23 protein-coding genes, 12 tRNA genes, 1 rRNA gene and 1 pseudogene are annotated in these 18,315 nt (G+C 45.8%); 2 read left to right on the forward strand and 35 right to left on the reverse strand.

Translation table 11 applies throughout. From position 1 onward, the window contains the following. Nucleotides 1–17: 17 nt before the first annotated feature. The 22 genes and pseudogenes from NST74_RS26380 to NST74_RS26485 form a co-directional block, all read right to left on the reverse strand. Nucleotides 18–299, reverse strand: a pseudogene (locus tag NST74_RS26380) (holin). A gap of 13 nt (nt 300–312) precedes the next feature. Next, entirely contained in the window at nt 313–1,005 is a 693-nt protein-coding gene (locus NST74_RS26385) for a M15 family metallopeptidase (RefSeq protein WP_341115320.1), read from the reverse strand. After that, entirely contained in the window at nt 1,006–1,410 is a 405-nt protein-coding gene (locus NST74_RS26390) for a hypothetical protein (protein ID WP_094871759.1), read from the reverse strand. 72 nt (nt 1,411–1,482) lie between these two features. Further along, nucleotides 1,483–1,614, reverse strand: coding sequence for an XkdX family protein (locus NST74_RS26395; protein ID WP_341115322.1), 132 nt, complete (start codon nt 1,612–1,614; stop codon nt 1,483–1,485). Then, complete coding sequence (locus NST74_RS26400) at nt 1,614–2,054, reverse strand: hypothetical protein (protein ID WP_341115324.1); 441 nt, start codon at nt 2,052–2,054, stop codon at nt 1,614–1,616. Before NST74_RS26400 ends, NST74_RS26395 begins: the two co-directional genes overlap by 1 nt. Before the next feature lie 167 nt (nt 2,055–2,221). Beyond that, on the reverse strand, nt 2,222–3,796 hold the full coding sequence (locus NST74_RS26405; RefSeq protein ID WP_341115325.1) for a hypothetical protein: 1,575 nt from the start codon (nt 3,794–3,796) through the stop codon (nt 2,222–2,224). 11 nt (nt 3,797–3,807) lie between these two features. Next, nucleotides 3,808–4,419: a putative phage tail protein gene (locus NST74_RS26410; protein WP_341115327.1), complete on the reverse strand. Its 612-nt coding sequence runs from the start codon at nt 4,417–4,419 to the stop codon at nt 3,808–3,810. Nucleotides 4,420–4,422: 3 nt separating this feature from the next. Beyond that, nucleotides 4,423–4,758, reverse strand: coding sequence for a hyaluronate lyase N-terminal domain-containing protein (locus NST74_RS26415; protein WP_341115329.1), 336 nt, complete (start codon nt 4,756–4,758; stop codon nt 4,423–4,425). 11 nt (nt 4,759–4,769) lie between these two features. Beyond that, nucleotides 4,770–5,792: a DUF2793 domain-containing protein gene (locus NST74_RS26420; RefSeq protein ID WP_341115331.1), complete on the reverse strand. Its 1,023-nt coding sequence runs from the start codon at nt 5,790–5,792 to the stop codon at nt 4,770–4,772. A 1-nt stretch (nt 5,793) separates the two neighbouring features. Further along, a complete protein-coding gene (locus NST74_RS26425; RefSeq protein WP_042131191.1) occupies nt 5,794–6,207 on the reverse strand; it encodes a hypothetical protein in 414 nt (137 codons plus the stop codon). 1 nt (nt 6,208) lies between these two features. After that, nucleotides 6,209–7,267: a baseplate J/gp47 family protein gene (locus tag NST74_RS26430; RefSeq protein ID WP_341115332.1), complete on the reverse strand. Its 1,059-nt coding sequence runs from the start codon at nt 7,265–7,267 to the stop codon at nt 6,209–6,211. Beyond that, entirely contained in the window at nt 7,260–7,691 is a 432-nt protein-coding gene (locus NST74_RS26435; RefSeq protein WP_339288275.1) for a DUF2634 domain-containing protein, read from the reverse strand. Before NST74_RS26435 ends, NST74_RS26430 begins: the two co-directional genes overlap by 8 nt. After that, entirely contained in the window at nt 7,688–7,984 is a 297-nt protein-coding gene (locus NST74_RS26440; protein WP_341115987.1) for a DUF2577 domain-containing protein, read from the reverse strand. The genes NST74_RS26435 and NST74_RS26440 overlap by 4 nt, the downstream gene beginning before the upstream one ends. Nucleotides 7,985–7,989: 5 nt before the next feature. Beyond that, on the reverse strand, nt 7,990–8,952 hold the full coding sequence (locus tag NST74_RS26445; protein ID WP_341115334.1) for an XkdQ/YqbQ family protein: 963 nt from the start codon (nt 8,950–8,952) through the stop codon (nt 7,990–7,992). 9 nt (nt 8,953–8,961) lie between these two features. Beyond that, nucleotides 8,962–9,714 carry a LysM peptidoglycan-binding domain-containing protein gene (locus tag NST74_RS26450; RefSeq protein WP_341115337.1) on the reverse strand — a complete coding sequence of 251 codons (753 nt, stop codon included), beginning with the start codon at nt 9,712–9,714 and terminating at the stop codon, nt 8,962–8,964. Nucleotide 9,715: 1 nt separating this feature from the next. Continuing rightward, complete coding sequence (locus NST74_RS26455; protein WP_341115339.1) at nt 9,716–11,740, reverse strand: hypothetical protein; 2,025 nt, start codon at nt 11,738–11,740, stop codon at nt 9,716–9,718. Nucleotides 11,741–11,930: 190 nt separating this feature from the next. Beyond that, nucleotides 11,931–12,353 carry a phage tail assembly chaperone gene (locus NST74_RS26460; RefSeq protein ID WP_341115341.1) on the reverse strand — a complete coding sequence of 141 codons (423 nt, stop codon included), beginning with the start codon at nt 12,351–12,353 and terminating at the stop codon, nt 11,931–11,933. A gap of 113 nt (nt 12,354–12,466) precedes the next feature. Beyond that, complete coding sequence (locus NST74_RS26465) at nt 12,467–12,937, reverse strand: phage tail tube protein (RefSeq protein WP_042131198.1); 471 nt, start codon at nt 12,935–12,937, stop codon at nt 12,467–12,469. 1 nt (nt 12,938) lies between these two features. Then, on the reverse strand, nt 12,939–14,261 hold the full coding sequence (locus tag NST74_RS26470; protein WP_341115343.1) for a phage tail sheath family protein: 1,323 nt from the start codon (nt 14,259–14,261) through the stop codon (nt 12,939–12,941). Further along, the gene (locus tag NST74_RS26475) at nt 14,261–14,440 is read right to left on the reverse strand and encodes a hypothetical protein (protein ID WP_341115344.1); all 180 of its coding nucleotides are present in this window, start codon (nt 14,438–14,440) and stop codon (nt 14,261–14,263) included. The genes NST74_RS26470 and NST74_RS26475 overlap by 1 nt, the downstream gene beginning before the upstream one ends. Further along, nucleotides 14,437–14,850: a phage tail terminator family protein gene (locus NST74_RS26480; RefSeq protein ID WP_341115345.1), complete on the reverse strand. Its 414-nt coding sequence runs from the start codon at nt 14,848–14,850 to the stop codon at nt 14,437–14,439. Before NST74_RS26480 ends, NST74_RS26475 begins: the two co-directional genes overlap by 4 nt. A 426-nt stretch (nt 14,851–15,276) precedes the next feature. Continuing rightward, nucleotides 15,277–15,771, reverse strand: a complete 495-nt coding sequence (locus NST74_RS26485) for an ArpU family phage packaging/lysis transcriptional regulator (protein ID WP_042132515.1) — start codon at nt 15,769–15,771, stop codon at nt 15,277–15,279. A gap of 286 nt (nt 15,772–16,057) precedes the next feature. Here NST74_RS26485 and NST74_RS26490 point away from each other — a divergent pair, with 286 nt between their 5' ends. Together NST74_RS26490 and NST74_RS26495 are read left to right on the forward strand one after the other, a co-directional pair. Further along, nucleotides 16,058–16,486: a helix-turn-helix domain-containing protein gene (locus tag NST74_RS26490; RefSeq protein ID WP_341115347.1), complete on the forward strand. Its 429-nt coding sequence runs from the start codon at nt 16,058–16,060 to the stop codon at nt 16,484–16,486. Nucleotides 16,487–16,517: 31 nt separating this feature from the next. Continuing rightward, entirely contained in the window at nt 16,518–16,934 is a 417-nt protein-coding gene (locus tag NST74_RS26495) for an ImmA/IrrE family metallo-endopeptidase (RefSeq protein WP_341115989.1), read from the forward strand. A 94-nt stretch (nt 16,935–17,028) separates the two neighbouring features. Here NST74_RS26495 and NST74_RS26500 read toward each other — a convergent pair. From NST74_RS26500 to rrf, 13 genes are all read right to left on the reverse strand, one after another. Continuing rightward, nucleotides 17,029–17,102: transfer RNA gene (locus NST74_RS26500), tRNA-Pro, on the reverse strand. Between the two features lie 14 nt (nt 17,103–17,116). Then, nucleotides 17,117–17,190, reverse strand: a tRNA-Gly gene (locus NST74_RS26505). Nucleotides 17,191–17,202: 12 nt separating this feature from the next. Continuing rightward, nucleotides 17,203–17,276: transfer RNA gene (locus NST74_RS26510), tRNA-Pro, on the reverse strand. Nucleotides 17,277–17,306: 30 nt separating this feature from the next. Next, nucleotides 17,307–17,383 (reverse strand) — tRNA-Arg (locus NST74_RS26515). A gap of 8 nt (nt 17,384–17,391) precedes the next feature. Further along, nucleotides 17,392–17,466, reverse strand: a tRNA-Gly gene (locus tag NST74_RS26520). 6 nt (nt 17,467–17,472) lie between these two features. Further along, nucleotides 17,473–17,556, reverse strand: a tRNA-Leu gene (locus tag NST74_RS26525). A 15-nt stretch (nt 17,557–17,571) separates the two neighbouring features. Next, nucleotides 17,572–17,644, reverse strand: a tRNA-Lys gene (locus NST74_RS26530). Nucleotides 17,645–17,649: 5 nt separating this feature from the next. Then, nucleotides 17,650–17,724 (reverse strand) — tRNA-Gln (locus NST74_RS26535). 43 nt (nt 17,725–17,767) lie between these two features. After that, nucleotides 17,768–17,843, reverse strand: a tRNA-Val gene (locus NST74_RS26540). A 40-nt stretch (nt 17,844–17,883) separates the two neighbouring features. Next, nucleotides 17,884–17,958, reverse strand: a tRNA-Glu gene (locus tag NST74_RS26545). 11 nt (nt 17,959–17,969) lie between these two features. Beyond that, nucleotides 17,970–18,045: transfer RNA gene (locus tag NST74_RS26550), tRNA-Thr, on the reverse strand. Nucleotide 18,046: 1 nt separating this feature from the next. After that, nucleotides 18,047–18,122: transfer RNA gene (locus tag NST74_RS26555), tRNA-Asn, on the reverse strand. Between the two features lie 6 nt (nt 18,123–18,128). Then, nucleotides 18,129–18,245, reverse strand: a 5S ribosomal RNA gene (rrf, locus tag NST74_RS26560). Nucleotides 18,246–18,315 lie beyond the last annotated feature (70 nt).

Genomic DNA, 18,315 nt, shown 5'->3' on the forward strand with positions numbered 1-18,315 from the left:
TCGTAACTATTATCCATTTACTCTTTCGTCGTCCCCGGACGATTCTTAAAGACTAGCTCGAATAGCCCCGTTGCAGATAAACCAGCCAGACCTCCAGCCCAAAGGCGAAGAACGATATCCAGTTAGGTAAAAGGATACGCCGCCGCACCAATGAACAAACCTATCAATAGTCCGATGACAGGGACTACATTACGGGGGATGTTGATACTATTTTTGACCAATTGGACCAGCGCCAGTACGAATACTGCTAATATTGAGGCAAACGCCATAACTTCATCTAAAATCTCTCTAGTTTCCATGATAGATACCTCCTTAGTGAGTACTTTTAATCTCAACCGTTCGAGTGGCGGAATCATAACCCACCTGTGCACCTAGCGCTTCTGCAATAATACGAACGGGAACGTAGGTGATGCCTTTTTCAAGCACTCCATCTGCAACCTTAACTCCGTTAACCTTTACGACAGCTATTGCGTCACCCTTCAAGGTTTCCTCCTCCTTCCGATTGATGATTTTGTACGCTGACTCCACTGCGGATATTGAGGGCTTTGCCCCTGCTCGTAACTGTGTGAGCGTTAAGCCAAATGCCATTTGAAAATGTGGGTAATCTTTAAAGTTCGTCCAATCGCCTCCCCATTCGAAGCCAAGTGCCTTAGCCTCTTTTACAACCTCCTGCCAATCTGCAATCTGATCGTTATTCCCGTCCAGTCTCATATCCCATGACACACTCGATCCATTCGGCAGCAAAAGAGCAAAATCTATCGCTAATCCAAAATTATGATAGCTGTACCCGCCACGCGCATTGGTGACAATCGCTCCAGGCTTAGTGCGTCCTTGTGCGTAAAGAGCATCCTGCTCGGCTATTGTGCGGAGGCCTTGGGTAATGAGAATGGGAATGTTGAATTTGTAACAGCGTTCGATTAGAGCAGTAGCAGCAGAACGGACTACGGGATGTAGGTTGGTTAGACGTTGGGCTGATTTATTTTTGATTTGAGACAAAGTGAGCATCTATACCCCTCCTTTAAATAAAAAGGCAATAATAGCAAAGATAGTACCAGCCAGCACGTATTTAAGTAGATCAACAAACACTTTTCGTTCGCTCTTGCTGTCCGTCTGAGATTGTTGCAATAGCTGGAACACACGTGAGTCTAAAGTGTCCCAACGCCTCATAATCTCGTTAAATTGAATTTTCATTTCTATTGTTGATTGTTTAATTTGCTTCACATCTTCCTCATGGCGTGATTGTTTTTCTTTTAATATTAGAAGCTCATTACTAAAACTTAGATGTTCCGTTCCAAATCTAAAAATCTCGTCTTGGATGACTACAAGTCTATTTTCAACATCTTCTAAACGGTGCTCAATGGGCGCTGCTTCAGCATCGCCTCCTCCTGAATTTACTCCCACAATGGTCATATAACAGCCCCCTTCTAAGTGATAAATAAAACAGCCCCCGTAGCAGCTACGAGGGCAAAATAAAAACGCCTACTATTTGGCGCTATCTGTAATCTCTATAGCTTGCTCTGATGTGATCTTGTTGGCAGTTACAAATACTTGAACTTGATCCTTTGAATAACATCCTGCGTCATAATAGCTTTTAATGATTACGTACCAATCCATTATAATACACCTCCCGTTACAAGAGTGAGCAACAAGTCGGCGTGGTCTTGTTCCGCCTGGTTGAGTCTAGCCTGTGTTTGCGCTAGTTCTAGCGTCAGCCCGGCATTATCGGACTCCACAAGCTCGATACGCTCGGACATAGGTACTTGATATACAAGCGCTTGCGGCTCGTCAGGTTCGATGTTAGGGTCAGGATAGCTAAACTCCAATCTTCCCGTTTCGATGCTTACCTTGTAGCCGCTGCATGCTGCAAAGTCTTGCTTGTATTGCTCGTAATCAAGCTCTAAGCACCCCACCGTTTCCGCTACGCGTTCGGCTAGTGCTTTATAGACTGTTAAATCCAACGCCTGTGTTGTCTCCACATCGCCGGAATGCTCTCCGGTATCAACTAATACGTTACCTGTGGCGTTATCATAATAAATTTTTCTGCCTATTTGCATTTATATTCACTCCCTTTCTTAGCCCCAAGCCACTCATTTATATTCTTGAGCTACAATCTGATTATATGAATTAGTTACGGTAATACCGCCTGCAGTCGTTGTGATAGATCGCGTAAACTATTTTGATGCTGTTGTATGCGCAAAAGTACATTACTATTTTCCTCCTTCTAATTCCATACCGCGGCTCCGCGTGCAGAGGCAGTAGAGTAACCTCCACCGAGCGATGCTACTACGACGTGAACCAACATTACCTCACCATCCATATTGAACGGCTTCGAGAAAGATCCGTCCGCCGCAATGTCCCCATCGTGACCGAAGCCCTGCATATATTGGGTACTAGGCATTGTAATTCGCCGCGACCGCTTATCTACTATTAGCCCCGTAGCTTGCTGTGTTGTGCTCATCGACCATCCGTCCACAAAGTGACGAATTAGCACTAACCGATTTCCATGGATGTCCTGCAGCACGATTGAATGATCCTGGTGGCTGTTGTTGTTCGACGTTCCGAAAAGAATCGAGCCAGCAAACGATCCGATAGTGAACCCGGCTGGAAATCTAAACATTTCCTCAGTCTTACCGTTAGCCCCTGCCTGCGTTTCAAAGTCAACCGATGTAAGCCCACCGACCCAGGGTTGGAGTGTGCCAACTAAGGTTCCAATAGAGACACCCGCGCGGACGTTACTAGGTACGAGAGTTGGAAATGTACTTTTTGTCCAGGTAACCCCATTATAGTAGCCCGCTTGCGGCATTAAGAACACCTCGCCTGTCGCCCATATCTCTGCGGCATTTGACGGGGAGTGATTATTCTCCACAGATCTATTGACTATAGCTCCATCCTGCCCAAACATTGATACCCCTCGTAGCCAATTTGCAGGAACAACGTTAGGATCAGTGACTCGTATTTCGGGGTTTCCTACCGCCGTAGTTTTCAAATATGCCCCCGCTGGTATTCGGACCCAGCATCCACCACCCGCTGCCCATGCTGCACTAACGGAATTAGTGTATCCTTCCGTAGCACCTCTTTGTACTATCGCGCCATCAATTAGCCCGCCCTCTGTCCCTATCGTCTTACCCGCTAGCACGTCCGCTGCTGTCGCTGTTCCATAATCACCTCCTTCACCCTGTAAGATAAAAGCCGTCCCATCATATACAACCGTGTAAACTCCGTTCAGGGCAAGTGTTGCCGCATTTCCATTGGGTTTCTTGATTGCTTTGGCCCCTAAAGTATTAGGATTGAGTGTAGGATTGGCTCCGCTAGCAATATGTGTTTTGAAACTAAATTTAAATCCTGCTATCAGCACCGTAGGTGCTGGGCTAAGTGTAAGGGTATATGCGGTGGCTGTACCAGCCGTAGTACCGAATCCAGTGTTGTTATTCAGTAGTGTCTTGTCCGCAGCAGACATCAAGCCATTCGTAGCAGTTGTAGCTACGGCTGTACCGGCTTTAGCATTCCACGCCGTTTTTTCAGCATCAGTAACAAACCGATTACTCGCGTCTTGAGCAATAATAGCTGGTGGGTGGGTAGCCGGGTGTGTATAGTTAGTTGCACCCGCAGCAACACCCGCCAGCTTAGTTTTCTCCGCCGTAGTGTAATCGTTCGTAGACAGCTGTTTGCCAGTAACTTTATCGACCTTGCTAGTAACGGCATTATCCAAGATGTCCATATTCCCATTCAGATCGGCAATATCAACAATATCTGTTCCCTCGGGCTTCTTTAATCCCAAATTTCCTGTGGTTTGCATGTGTCACTCTCCTATCTATAAGTTCTTAATTCGTTCCATGTCTTACTGTGAGCACTCTCCCAAGTCAAAACCTTAACGGAGTCCCACCAGGTATAGCTGAACACAAATTCATAAGCTAAATGCGCAGGTTTTATCTCTTCGATAATTTGAATCAACCCTGCCATATTCGGAGGTATGCCCAGTGTACTCACAAAATGAATCTCAAAACGGTACTCATCAGGCACTTCCTTAACTTCAACCACTCCACCCGAAAAGGCGGACGCCGTCCGCTGGATCATCTCCGGCGTTGTCGTCCCGTTTCCACGCAGCTTCGCTTTAATCATCTCACGGCGTGTGGCATATGACTTGGATGAATCGATATTTAATCCAAGCTCAGCCTCCCAACGTCCAAGACTTACCGTTGCCGTTTCAACAAACGCCTGATCCAGTACATCTATAGTGCCTACCTTCAGTCCACCAATTTCTAGCCCGATGGTCTCCTGAAGCTTCTCCATTTCACGGACACTCTTATAATAATCCGGCAAATACTGCATTAGATCAGGCGCCTCGACTTCACCCGGATGATTCGAATCTTCATCTGCGGAATACAATAATTCGCTGAATAAAGAGTTGCCATAGCTCATCCCCTACACCCCCTTCATTTGATTCCAGGTTAGAGGGCCTTTAGGCAGATAATCATGTGTATGCGTCGCTGGAGGAAACACTGATGGCTTCCCCTCTACCCCCGCCCAAGCTACACTATCCGCTTGTTGAGCAAAATCTACCTTGCCATTGTTATTCGTATCGTAAATGCTTTTCAGCATGTCTCCGGTACTTTGTGCCGCAACTAGCAAGACATTCCCAGCAGCAGAACCGATATATAGCTTACCTGTGTCTGTACAGTAGCCAAGCTCACCAATAGCCAGTGCTCCAATCGCACCTTCCAATCCGCGGCGTATTTGAATCAATGTCTTTAAAGTCATTGTCCCGCCCCCTAGAAAGTTCCGCCATCAATACTGGCTACGGTAAGTTTATTGCCATTCGCCGCATCATAAATGATGCTGCTTCCATCCACACTTACAGCTACACCGGTACCATCTACAGTGATCCCTTTTCCAGCTGTAACCGCAATCGCGTCTGCAGTAACCGTGATCCCATTGCCTGCACCAATATTCAGCGTCACAGCATCGGCCTGTCCACCACCAATCAGTCCGTTTCCAGCTGTAATGGTCTGTAATGCACCACCCGTTCGAACCCATGCGCTGCCGTTCCAGCTATAAATCTTCTGCTCATCATCAACATAAGTGGTCCAGCCTACGGCAGGAACATAAAATACCCAAGCAGCAGATTGGTACTCCACGATTTGATTCGTTTTTCCCGCCCATGCCCCAGTTGCTCCAGCTGGAATAATGTATCGATCACCCTCAACCGGACTGGCTGGTGGAGCCAGCAGGTTCTGATCTTTTACCGACGCTTGCGGTTCGATGTTATGCTTAGCCAGCTCAATTTCATTTCTAATCTTTTGTGCAGACCACAAGTCTGTAATCGTAGTCCCGGCATCATTGATTGTCCGGTGCTTGGTCACATCGTCAATGTGAGTCTTGATCTCAGCGGCAGTCTTTACATTCGTGCCATCTGATACTTTATTGATATGTCCCGCACTAATATCCGCTTTAAGCACCTTCGCGTAGGTTGCTCCATCAGCGATATCGTCAATTGTACCCGTCAGGTCACTAAGCTTCTGCGCATTCACCCGCCGCCAAGCTGCCCCATCATCAAAATATAAATATCCGCTATTCGAACCCGTAGTCACGTAATACAACCGGCCAACGGCTCCAGCAACTGGACGCGAAGCTTCTGGACCCGATAGCGCCCTTCCGACCATGGAATTAGACGTGCCGTCACCAATATAAACTTCCTTAGTATCATTGCAAAAACCAAGCTCACCCGCCTTCAACACGCCATAACTCGTTAGCTCAGCCTTTGTTCCCCGCTTTATTTGTATGGTCTGTGCCATTTTACACCTCTCTTCTGAATGATCCTCCGTCAATCTGACCCTTGTTCTTATACCGTTCTATTTCAGTTTGAACAGCAGTAAGACTTTCCTGCAAACCGTTAATATCCTCTGCTTCAACGGTATCGCCGGGGGTTTCATAAGTCACATAAACCTCGGGCACATCGGCAAAAATCTTGATCAACCGTCGCCACGGCGCTTCATCCGGAAAAGACACCGTAAAATTACGTAGCTCGATCCCGGAATACTGTGACCCTGTGTACACTGCGATGCTCTGATTATTGATGTTGTCATGCGCAAGTGCACCACTATACATGCCATTTACAAGCGATAATCTCTCTTCAATAACATAACTGGCACCGTTTGCTTTTTTATTAAGCTTTTCTTGAAAAATATCAATTTGCTCTGGATAACCCATGCTACACCTCCAGTAAAACATTGCCGAACAACGGCACTTCTTCTTCGCTCAACATTACGTTGCCCGCTCCACTGTTCAGCTTCAGCTCACTGTAATCTGCGACTCCCTCAGTAGCTAGCAATAGTGCACCAATTACAGACTGACTAATATAGGTTGCTGAAAAAGCCTTCTCCTTGCGATAGCTCTCAAGAGTCGCCTTGAATTCTTCATTAACAGCTTGCAGCGCATAACCTGAAGCAAGGGTTACTTTTGCACTTATACTGATGCTTTTGCCCGTTGCCGACGCCACCGATACAACAGCACCTACAGGGGCTTGCCCCTCACCCTCTCCAGAGACCGGATCAATGTAATGCTGAACCTTAGTCACCAGCAGCTCAGAAGCAGGAAGTTTCTCGGCATCTACGATAATCACCTTCACCGTCTTAGGACCATTCCATAATGGAAAAACACGAGCGCCACCTACCCCTGCAACCTGCATTGCCCACTCCATGTAGTGATATTTATTGCCGCTAGTAGCTGGGCGTCTGGCTGAATCCAAATAACGCTGGCGAAGCGATTCATCACTTTCGGCGTTCTCCCCAGGGATCAGAAGAGAAGCTATTTCTCCGCGTGCAAGGTCTGAAATATAATTCACCGGCAGCAAAGAGCCAAAATATCGGTTTCCTTCTTCTCCAGCGGTTTCACTCTCCAACCGATACAATCCAGGAGATAACTTTTCCACAGCCGTATAATTCAGCATATCGAGAGAAAAACGGCTGCCGAGAGGTACATCCAGAAGTCCCCCATCCGCTTTATAAAAAATCCCCTTCAGCTGCGCCTTGCTCGCTTCACGCCTTACAATTCCTGACCAGGCGATACTTCGCTCCAAGTACTCACCGGTAGCCGTATCTGCAAAATACAGATTATTATTGACATCCAGCTCAATGTACATTTGCGCCAGCTCTGCTGCTGCCGGAGCGAGCGCGTCATAAATGATGCTGCCCTCGCGTTTATCCAGACCTGACGGAACCCGGTCCAGCATCCGTTCCAAAAGAGCCTCATACGTCTGATCCTCATACATCCTCATTCCACTCCTTTCTCAGCTGAAAATTCCCATAACGTGTGACCACCTTACAATCAAAGGTTAGATTATCCCCGTTAAAAGAGACCTCAATATTTTCTAAGCTAAGGATTCGTTCATCCTGAAGTAAGGCTTCACTAACGACACGTCTGATTTCAGCTCTGACTAACAGCCGATCCTTACCCAAAACCAGCTGCCACTCTGTTCCGTAATCCGAACTGTAAATCAGATGTTCAAATCTATCGGTTCGCAGAATTTTGGCCGCTGCCTGCTGCACTGCCTCAAGTCCATCCGCTTGGCCAGTGATCCTTTTTCTGTCCCAATCCATTCGGTAGGTGAGACTAGGGTTTTCCCCACGCTCAAGGTTGACCTCGCCTTCAAGAAGGGCAGTTATCGGTCCAGCTTTTCCAATCGCAGGAATCATATTGGACTCACCAGCCGATCCAGAACAATATAACTTTGCCCACCCTGCATCCGAACCATCAGAACCCGATCACCAGAGGCAAGTCCTCGACGCACTACCACTTCTCTACCCTCTAGCTCGACTTTACATTCCATTACCGATTCAGGCAGCACTAGCGCATTCCCCGATAAAATAAAACGTTGATCCACCTGGATCTGTAAAGGAACTGCCTCCGTTACTGTCCCATAAGAAAAAGCCACTGGATTTGTATTTCCCACGGCTCCTAAGCTTGCTTTTTTTATAATATCCAACATCATTTCTACACCACCTTTATATCGAGGGACATCGTATGCTCCCCACCGGAAATCTTATGACTGCATTGATCCACCAGAAACACCTGAGTCTTAAATTCATCAAGCAGGACATATATGAAATTACCAGCCCTTACGCGCATATCACCAATCGCCTGTACGGAGAGACTAAGCTTTTCGCGGTTGTGCATTTTTAGCAGATTATTTGCCTTCTCCTGAATTTGTGCAGCATTCGCTTTGTCATCAGCCTTCTGATACAAGTGGAGGATACCCCAGCGTTTTACATTATCCTTATCGCTAACCGGAAAGAAATCACGCTTACCAGACTTCTCATTATCCTTGTATAAAAAGATCGTGTTGTACGTATCATCATCAATACTTTTTTTGAGCGAATAGTCATACAGATAATGCCCCGCTCCCAACACCAGATTAAGCAGCATAGACTCCGGTTTTCGCAGCGTTAGCTTACCAAAATCATCGTAAAAGGCCATCAACCGCCCCTTATACTGAAGCTCACTGCCGATCGCTCCCATAATGATGTCCAGCAGCTTTTTGTCATCCTCGATTAAAGAGGGAATCCGATACTCTGTATCCTCCAGCACACCTGTCTGCAGTCCGTAGTCTTGCGTTATTTTTTTGATAACATCATTAGCCGTAACACCCTGCAAAACATAACTGCCATTACCCAGCAAATAACGCATCTGATCATAGGCAGTCAGCTTAATCTCCTGATCCGAGCCTGTATCAATACTGAACACAAACCCGTAGAATACATCCACATTATCTTTGCTGAACTGAATAATATCACCGTTACTGATACCGAACTTAGGATGCTGATAGATTCCACTGTCCACAAGTGTTAACTCTAGCGTTGCCGGTTTTCCTGAGCGGGCCGTTTTCCAAGAAATATCGGAGACGATGCCAGAAATATCCCATAGATTACCTTCCTTATTCTTCACAAGCAGTTCCATAACAGCCTCCTACGGCAGCTTAATGACCTTACCGATTGGAAGCTTCCTCAGCTCACTATCTTTAATGCCATTAAGTCTCTGGATTTCCCAACACCTATTACCATCTCCAAGGATTTCTTTAGCGATTTTCCATAGATTATCTTTAGATTTCATGATATACGTTTTAGGTTTGGGAGTTTCGTTCGCCCGCTTCTGTTCTACCTTCACTTCATCCTTGACGACTTTAACAGCTACCGCCTGATAAAATACATACTTTTTGAGAGATAACGAATATTCAATATCCCCTGATGTACCTGCACTCAGCTTCCAAGAGAAGCTTTCAATACTCATAGCCATATTCACACCGAAATCAATCTCTATGGATTTATCCTCACTAGTCGATGAATCCTTTAACCATTTATTGGCGTCGTTTAGCTTCCCATCGGCTTTTTTCAAGTCATCAGTATAGCTCACCCCGGAAAATACAAAACGAATAGGTCTGCGACTAGTCATCCACTTCTTAATCAGCTCCACATATTCAAAAGGTCTCTTCAACCCGTCCTCTTGTACTAATACAAACGGATACCTTTGTGCCGGAAAAATACTTTCGATTGTGATCTCCGTCAGCTTCGGATAAGCAATCGTATTAATCTCACCTAGATCGATAATGGTATAGCTCTTCCCATCCCCGCTTTCCTTAATTTCCAAGGTCTCTGGATTGACTGGCAGTCGGAATGCTTCCGCCTGATTATTAAAACCAAGAAATATCCCGTACTCTTCCACGTTACGTATACACCCCCTGCGCCGTAGAGACAAACTCCTCGTTCAGCTTTTGCCCAATCTTGTTGATAATCGTATCAATGTCTCCGGCATTATTAATATTTCCAGTCGTCACCTGTACCGTAGGCGTCAGCTCCACAAAATTCTGGATCGCCTGAATCTCCGCCAGCTCCCTCAGCATTTTCAGATCATCGCTAGAGATGTCTACAGTGTCGTTGATGGATCCGAGTTCATTCACACGGTTGACGGTGTTTAGATTACCCGGAGCCCCTGCATTTTGAAAAGAACCCGTAGATGAAGGTGTATTCAACGTAGGAACTGCTGGAATTTCAGGTACGGTAGGCGTTTGCAAAGGTTTTGACAAATCCCCTGGATGAGTAGTATTCCACTGATTTAATGTGTTGTTATTACTCTTATTTCCACCTACGTTCAGTTTTTCTTTAAACTTATTGATATCAAAATTTTGGATGTTTTCTGCCCCTGAATTATAAGAAGCTCCAATGTCCATTTGCAAATCCTTTTTGAATTGACTGCTATCAACCTCTTCAATATGAAGATTGATCTCCGACTCTATACCAATAAATTTACCAACAGCTCCAACTACTTTATTTATACTATCTAGCAAAAAGTTCACGGCGCCAATAATACCATTAACAAATCCGGTCCAAAGATCGATAACAAAGCCTACGAATTCTGCAACGAGCTGTCCCAGTCCTCTGAACATATTCGCCAAAAAGTCCCTAACCGGTTGAAGTGCCGCTACTATCCCTAAAAAAGCTACTATTAGCGCAACTATAAGTCCAATTACAAGTGCAATTGGATTAGCACTCATCACAGCGTTGAAAATGCCTTGGGCTGCGGTAGCAATTCCGGTAGCAATAGATGAAATTCTAGTTGCAATTGTTGAGGCATTCATCGCGATTGCTAATGCAATAACTCCAGCAACAACACCCAAAACAATCGGCAAAACAACAGGGTTGCTAAGAACACTCCAGAGATACAATGCACCTTGTACGACCTGCGAGAATACTTGTGCAAGTATCGCCAGTCCAATCGCTATCCCATCGATAATTGGCTGAAAGCTTCCATCTGAAAATGCCTGGTTAAGAATGCCTAATAGTGGTGACAATGCCGCAAGAGCACCTTCTCCCATACCAGCCAGAGAGTTGTTATAGTTTCCAAGAAGAGCTTGCCATTGATTAACGGGTGAATCCATCATGGTTTGCAGCGAATCACTCGTCATACCTGACGTTGTCATAATATCGCCCAAAGTACTCAAAAAGGCTTCCATATTACCTGTTCCGGCCACTAGATCAAGTCCGCCCAGATCCTCTTTATCCACCTGAAGCATGGACGCTAAATCACTGGAATCGCCCTCAAAAGCAGAAGTAATCGCCGATGAAGTATCACCAATATCCTTTCCCTCCGGAGACATCATGCTTAGCCTTGTGGAATAATCCATTAGCTTATCTAGCTGATCTGTATTTTGAGTTTTAGGATAAAACGATAAGACACTCTCCATGGACTTGTTGACATCCTGCCCGGTATCTAGTGCTCTCTTCTTGAATTTATCAAACATAGCCGTACCAACATCAGCATTTCCGGTTTTGACTTTAAAAAGATCTTCCCACTTTTGCTGTTCGGCCGCAGGCGCAAGCACCTTTTCCATAACTCCTTTAACTTTATCCAGCACACCCTTGGCTTTCCCAAAAGCACCTGTAATCTTTTCCCAAGTGCCCGCCTGCTGTTCAGCCCCTGCTGCTCCTTGTTCTGCCGCATCGTTCAGTCTCTCCTGAGCTTGTACTGCGCCTCCAATAGAAGCTTGAATTCTGGTATAAGCTGCACTGTAATTGTTAGTGATGTTGTACACGGGTTTATTGACTATTTTCATACTTATTCGGTTTAAAGTTGCGGAAAAGGAATTTGAAATATTTGCAGAAACCTGAGTTGTAATTTGATTGGTTATATCATTGATCCATTGGTTGGAGACTTGCTGGATTCCAGCTATATTGTTTTGCATACCTGCCATTCATTCACCCCCTATCTCTTCCTCGCCTTACTCCGTGCCTGATCCCGCTTCTCCTTCTCCACCCGAACAGCGATCATCGCATAAATTGCGGCTCGTTCACGTGAGGACAGCTTCATTAGCTCATGCGGTAAAATATGAAGCTCGTGGAGGGCGTAGTAAGCTAAGTTAGCTTCGCTGTCGCCCTCGTTGATTAGTTTTTTACTTCATCCACCAGCTCGTTCATATCTGTACCAAAGCCATTCAAGGCCTGTACCCGTTCACCCAGCGCGGCGAATTCACCTGGGAGCAGCATTTTACGCAGGAGCGTCTCAGCACCAAGAACACCATAAGAACGTTGTAACTCGGCATTTTTCAGATCTGGATGCACCACACTTGAAGTCATCAGCTTAGCCATATAATCATTCGGTTCAATCTCGGAGGTATACACTCCGTTTTTACCTTTGACCTTACGAGTAGCTGCTTTACGGCATTCCTGATTCTCATCCTCGTTCATACTGCGTAGCTCCCAGGCAACTGCGTTCCCTTCCTTATCCTTAAAACGCTGCGATACCACAAACTCCTCGGTCGTGTCACATGCTACATTTTGCGCAAAAAACAAACTTAATTCACTCATTGTCTTCCTCCTAAAATGATTTAGTTTCTTCTAGTACTACTAACTAGACAGAGAAGAGACCCGCCGCTCACCTGCACGCCCGGGCCTTACTTGCTCCTATCTAGTTGTCTTTATTATTTTCCTGAGCCGGCCGGAGCGCCAAAAGCTTGCACAATCTGCACGTCTTCAAAGGTAAAGCTCACTTCTTCTTCCAGCGCATCTGATTCTGTATCAAGAGAAGCCATGATGACACTATCAAGGTTCACGCCTTTTAAGATAATACGTTGTGCTCCCACACTGGACGATGGGTCTTCGTTCGTAACCTCAATATCGAAATACTGATCGACACCTGTGTTCATATAATCAAGCATCATCTGGCGGAAACGGCTAGTCATATAAAAAATCGTCATCGAACCGCTGCCCGACCATCCAGTCGCTTTATGCTGAACACCACGTCGGCCGAGTGTCTTCACTTCCGCCTTTGTTTTTTCTACCGTTGCTTCAAGCGTCTTCACATAGAACATCTCTTCAGTTTGCGTGCCAATCACCGCATACGCACGGCCCTCCTGGCCGGAAATCGTATCGCTAGCTTTTAAAAATGCCATCTTAAACCACCTTCACTTTCATATATACTTTTTCTACGGAATCAACTGGCTTCACTGCTACGTCGAGTACAATACTATCGCTATCGGTACCTGCCACAACGACAACGTCGGTCTGCGCATTAAAGCTTTCAATCGCCCCAATATCCTGCAGATCATTCATGTAAGTTGCACACTGCGACCAGAACAGAGCCCGTCCATCTTCATTATTGGCTACCTTACCAATGTAGTAGTTCTCAAAAATACGCTTCAGATCATTCGCAATCCCATCCAGCACACGCAGCACACGATTTTTGGAGAACGCTTTGCCTTTATCCGGAGAGAATGCCGTAAACGTGTTAATATCCTGTTCCACCACAGCTCGCCCTCCACTGTAAGTAAAGAGCAGTTCACCTTGCAGCAAAGCTGCTGTCGTTTCAGAATGGCTAAGCCGTACATCAGCATCAACCGAGTCGTCATAGCCCTGATAAGTCAGCGATTGATTCACCGCAGCAGCAGCCGTAGCACCGGCCACCCAAGCAACAGCATTGTTGTTATCAATCGTAGTTCCGTCACTCAGTACTACCCCATTCTTCACGCTGATCACACCCTCATGACCCGCAGTAGCATAATCCGATAGTACAGCCTGCACTTTCTTACCTTCCGCATCCCGCAGTCGTCTCACCCAAGAGCTATACAGTGCCTTAAGCGTACTATCCTGCGATACTAGTCCAACCGTTTGGAACTCAAGCACCTCAAGAGCAGATAAGAAATCGCTGTGTGCACCATTTGTCACCGTACCATTAGCTCCGCCAATAAGCGGCATCCCTGCGGTTAGCTTCAAGCCTTCTGCGCCATTTTTCTGGAATTGTACATAATCGTTAGCGACCAACTCTTCAGCCGTTCCAACCGTTTGTTTATTCAGTTCAGCTCCATTCAGCAGTGTCTTTACATCAAAAAGAGCATTATTCTCAATATTCTTCTCAATAACAACAGAAAGATCGTTTCCGCGTACACCACCGTATTTAGCCGTAACCTGTAGACCATTGTTCGTGACCGCCGCTTTAACCCCTTCATTCAATCGATAGAGCAGTAACGTTCCCGCATGTTTCAGCGCTTCGCGTACTGGCAGCAATGTTGGATGTTCCAAATCATAACCTAGTAGCTTATTCACGTCGTCCTGCGGGGTAATCTCCATGATCACTCCAGCTTCTCCCCAAGATAAAGCAAGTGCCAAAGCAGTAATCCCGCGTTCTCCCATTTTGCCGATGGCACCTTGATTCGATGCTACATTTACGTACACCCCTGGGCGCACTTTGTTTTGAGTTGTCCATGTTCCGCCTGCCATTAGTTCAAAACCTCCTTATTATTAAACAATCCCATAGATTGCTTCGCTTCTTCGATCGTATAACTTTTGTTATCCTGCAAAATAACGTTCAGCACATCCTTTTCCTTAGCCGTAAAAAGCGATGAATTCACAATCTGCTCTTTACCAAAACGATCTCCATTACTCACCTTTGTGCTCATTTCAGTCTTTCTCCTCCAATCATTTGCCCCATCTTAATGGGGTCAGGCTTCTCACTTAGCAAATACACCATATAGTCCGTTGTAAAAAGCGGCCCATGCCCCTCTACCCCAGCTTCCCAGGCTTGCCTAGCTACACGAAAGGAGCCACTCTCTTGCTCCATCCCTGCCATTGCCTCACTCAGCTTATCTGCCATTCTCTCAGCTTCCAGCAGACTTCCTTGTTCATAACGGATACCGAAGCGATAGACCGCCAAATATCTGCCTTCCCGCTGCCGATCCAGAGTCGCTGAGATCAGTCCGGGATAAAAATAAGCCGTCTGAGGTTTCTCTCCCTCCACATATACAGGCACATCTGGAAAGTACTTCTCCAGCGCACTCGTAATGTGTTCTCGTAATTGTTGTACCGACATCACTCCATTCCTTTCTGAACTGCGGCGGTTCGCCGATCTTTGATGGTGTTAATCTTCAATTGCATTAACATTAAAGACACCTCCTCTACTAAAACTAAGAACAAAAAAAGGATACTATCCGATGTTGGATAATACCCTTCTATACCAGGCCAATGCCAAAAGAATCTTTCACCGCTAGATTTGTTCTTATCACCACTAGGGTTGAACTATTAGTAGAGCATTCATGCTCTTGCGGTGTTCTTTTTGCTTCATTTGCCATGTTATAAATATACACCCCTATTTGCCTTGCAGAGACGGTATACCGACGAGGTTTAAGCTAGCTTTGGGATGGTATAGAGCGGTTTTTCAGAGGGGTTATCTGTTCATAAAAAAAGACCGCATCATCCGCTCGGATGACACAGTCTCTTAAGTAACCATCTATATCTCTTAGGTAATACTAACCTTCTCTTTCTTCACTCTAGGTGCTGTTATTAAGGTGTTAAGGGACAGTAGACCGAGATCCGTTAAAGCCAAAGCCATCTTATAAAAAGCCTTCGAGCGTATCTTCACGTAAGTGTCCTTACTTACCGGTGGATCAAACACATGATTGTAAATCGTATAATCGTACGTTTCGTCTCTTTTCATATAACGCTCTCTTACTAATTGCTGTTCCCTCGTATCAAGTCTCTCTACCACAGAGTCTATCGCCGAGCAAAAAGCCCTCCTAGCAGCAGGTATATCCACATTATAAGAAGCTATCGCAGCAGTCTGATCAGTAACAGTATTCGTAGGACCATGAAATCTTTCTGTATAAGAATAAGTAGTACTAGCTTCCTTAGCCTCAAATGTAACGGTCTTAAAAATACGGTATTTCTCCAACATACTCTCTATAGCGACCTGGGTTCGGCGACGGTCTAGCTCCGGTAAAGCGGATAAGTTCATCATTTTATGCACTCCTTTAGGTTTGACAGAATGAGATTAAATTGCGGAAGTTTCCTAAGCAATGTGCTAAAATATAAAAGTGTTCGTATTCTGTTCGTATTTTTCTATAATATACCACTTCTCTACCAATCTCGTAAAACCCCGTTTTAGTCTGTTTTGGGCGAAAAAGAATAGCTTTTCCTCCATTATCTTGCCTTTTGGCAATAATATACGCTTTGTTGTTTACCAATTGGCAAAAATGGCTTATATTAATATCATAAGCTTCAGTCTATAAGGAGTGGTTGAGATGAAACAAGAATTTGGGGATTACATGAAGCAACTTCGCGAAACAAAGGGACTCACCATTAATCAATTGGCAGCAGCCGCGGGGATTAGCGGATCACAGATTTCACGGATTGAAAATGGTCTAAGAGGCGTTCCTAAGCCAACTACGTTACGCAAAATAGCTGAGGCCTTAGGTGTCCCGTACGAGCAGCTAATGGATCAAGCGGGGTATTTGCAGGAGCAAGCCCTTCCAAGCGAAGAGATTGTCCCAGATTGGGCTACAAGCAAGGATAAGCGTGACTTTCGTAAAATGCTAGAGGATGATGGAGAGCTGATGTTTGATGGAATTCCACTAGACAAGGAAGACAAGCAGAGGATTAAAGATGTACTGACCGGCTTATTCTGGGAAGCCAAACAGATGAACAAGAGAAATAAATCCAACAACACTTAATAACTACACTAACATGCTGCAGGTGAAGAATATGGATGAACTGATCAATAATCTGATTAAAAAATATAAAACCAACTGTCCGTTCGAGCTGGCCTCAGCGCTGGGTATTCACATTCGTTTCATGAACCTTGGGACAGGCACAAAGGGATTATATTACCGAAAACTAAGAAGAAGATTTATTGTCATTCATAATGAGTTGCCAGTTGAGTGGCAGCGCTTCGTTTGTGCGCATGAATTAGGACATGATCGACTTCATAAGGGGATTAACCGCTTTTTTCTAGAGGAAAGCTCCTATTTCTCTCCTGGGAAGCTTGAACGTCAAGCTAATGTCTTTGCTGTAAAGCTACTATCCACAGGTAGCAATCCTGAGCAAGAAGAATCATGGAAAAGTTATTATTTACGAATTGGTATTCCACCAGAAGTTCAATTTCTTTTGGAAGAAAGATAGAACATATGTTATATCAATACATGCGTATTAAATCATTACATAACAAAAAAGCTCTTACCGAAGTAAGAGCTTCTAAGAGCGATTAAGCTGAGTATCGGGATGACACGATTTGAACATGCGACCCCCTGGTCCCAAACCAGGTGCTCTACCAAGCTGAGCTACATCCCGTTACTATAAAATTATGGAGCGGGTGATGGGAATCGAACCCACGCTATCAGCTTGGAAGGCTGAAGTTCTACCATTGAACTACACCCGCAAAGGTGAAAAATCGGGATGACACGATTTGAACATGCGACCCCCTGGTCCCAAACCAGGTGCTCTACCAAGCTGAGCTACATCCCGTTATAATGCTATGATTGCTTAATAAAAAAATGGCGCGCCCTGAGAGATTCGAACTCCCGGCCTTTTGATTCGTAGTCAAACGCTCTATCCAGCTGAGCTAAGGGCGCAAAAATTATGGAGCGGAAGACGGGAATCGAACCCGCGACCCTCGCCTTGGCAAGGCGATGCTCTACCGCTGAGCCACTTCCGCAAAATATGGTGCGCGTGAAGGGACTTGAACCCCCACGTCGTGAAACGCCAGATCCTAAGTCTGGTGCGTCTGCCATTCCGCCACACGCGCATGTAATAATAAAAGTGAGCCATGAAGGACTCGAACCTTCGACACCCTGATTAAAAGTCAGGTGCTCTACCAACTGAGCTAATGGCTCGCACTTGGCTGGGGATATAGGATTCGAACCTATGAGTGACGGAGTCAAAGTCCGTTGCCTTACCGCTTGGCTAATCCCCATTGATGCTACCTCTATGTTGCCCATAATCTCTCAGGAAGATTATGGTGGAGGCTGAGGGGATCGAACCCCCGACCCTCTGCTTGTAAGGCAGATGCTCTCCCAGCTGAGCTAAGCCTCCATATCTATGGGACCCTCTAAGGGTAAGTACAAGTAAAAGTTGGTGACCCGTATGGGATTCGAACCCATGTTACCTCCGTGAAAGGGAGGTGTCTTAACCCCTTGACCAACGGGCCTTGCAAATCTGTGGAGCTCTCAACCGGATTCGAACCGGTGACCTCTTCCTTACCATGGAAGCACTCTACCTGCTGAGCTATGAGAGCATGGCTCCCCGAACAGGACTCGAACCTGTGACAACTCGATTAACAGTCGAGTGCTCTACCAACTGAGCTATCAGGGAATATCCGCTTGGCGGCGTCCTACTCTCCCAGGACCCTTCGGTCCAAGTACCATCGGCGCTGGAGGGCTTAACGGTCGTGTTCGGGATGGGTACGCGTGGAACCCCTCCGCTATCGCCACCAAACGGGCATTACAGCGTAATGCTCAGGCTTAATCGCCTGAAAACTGAATCCGAATTGAATTTGCGTCTTAAG

The sequence above is a fragment of the Paenibacillus sp. FSL F4-0125 genome, from assembly GCF_038008565.1.
Classification (GTDB): domain Bacteria; phylum Bacillota; class Bacilli; order Paenibacillales; family Paenibacillaceae; genus Paenibacillus_AQ.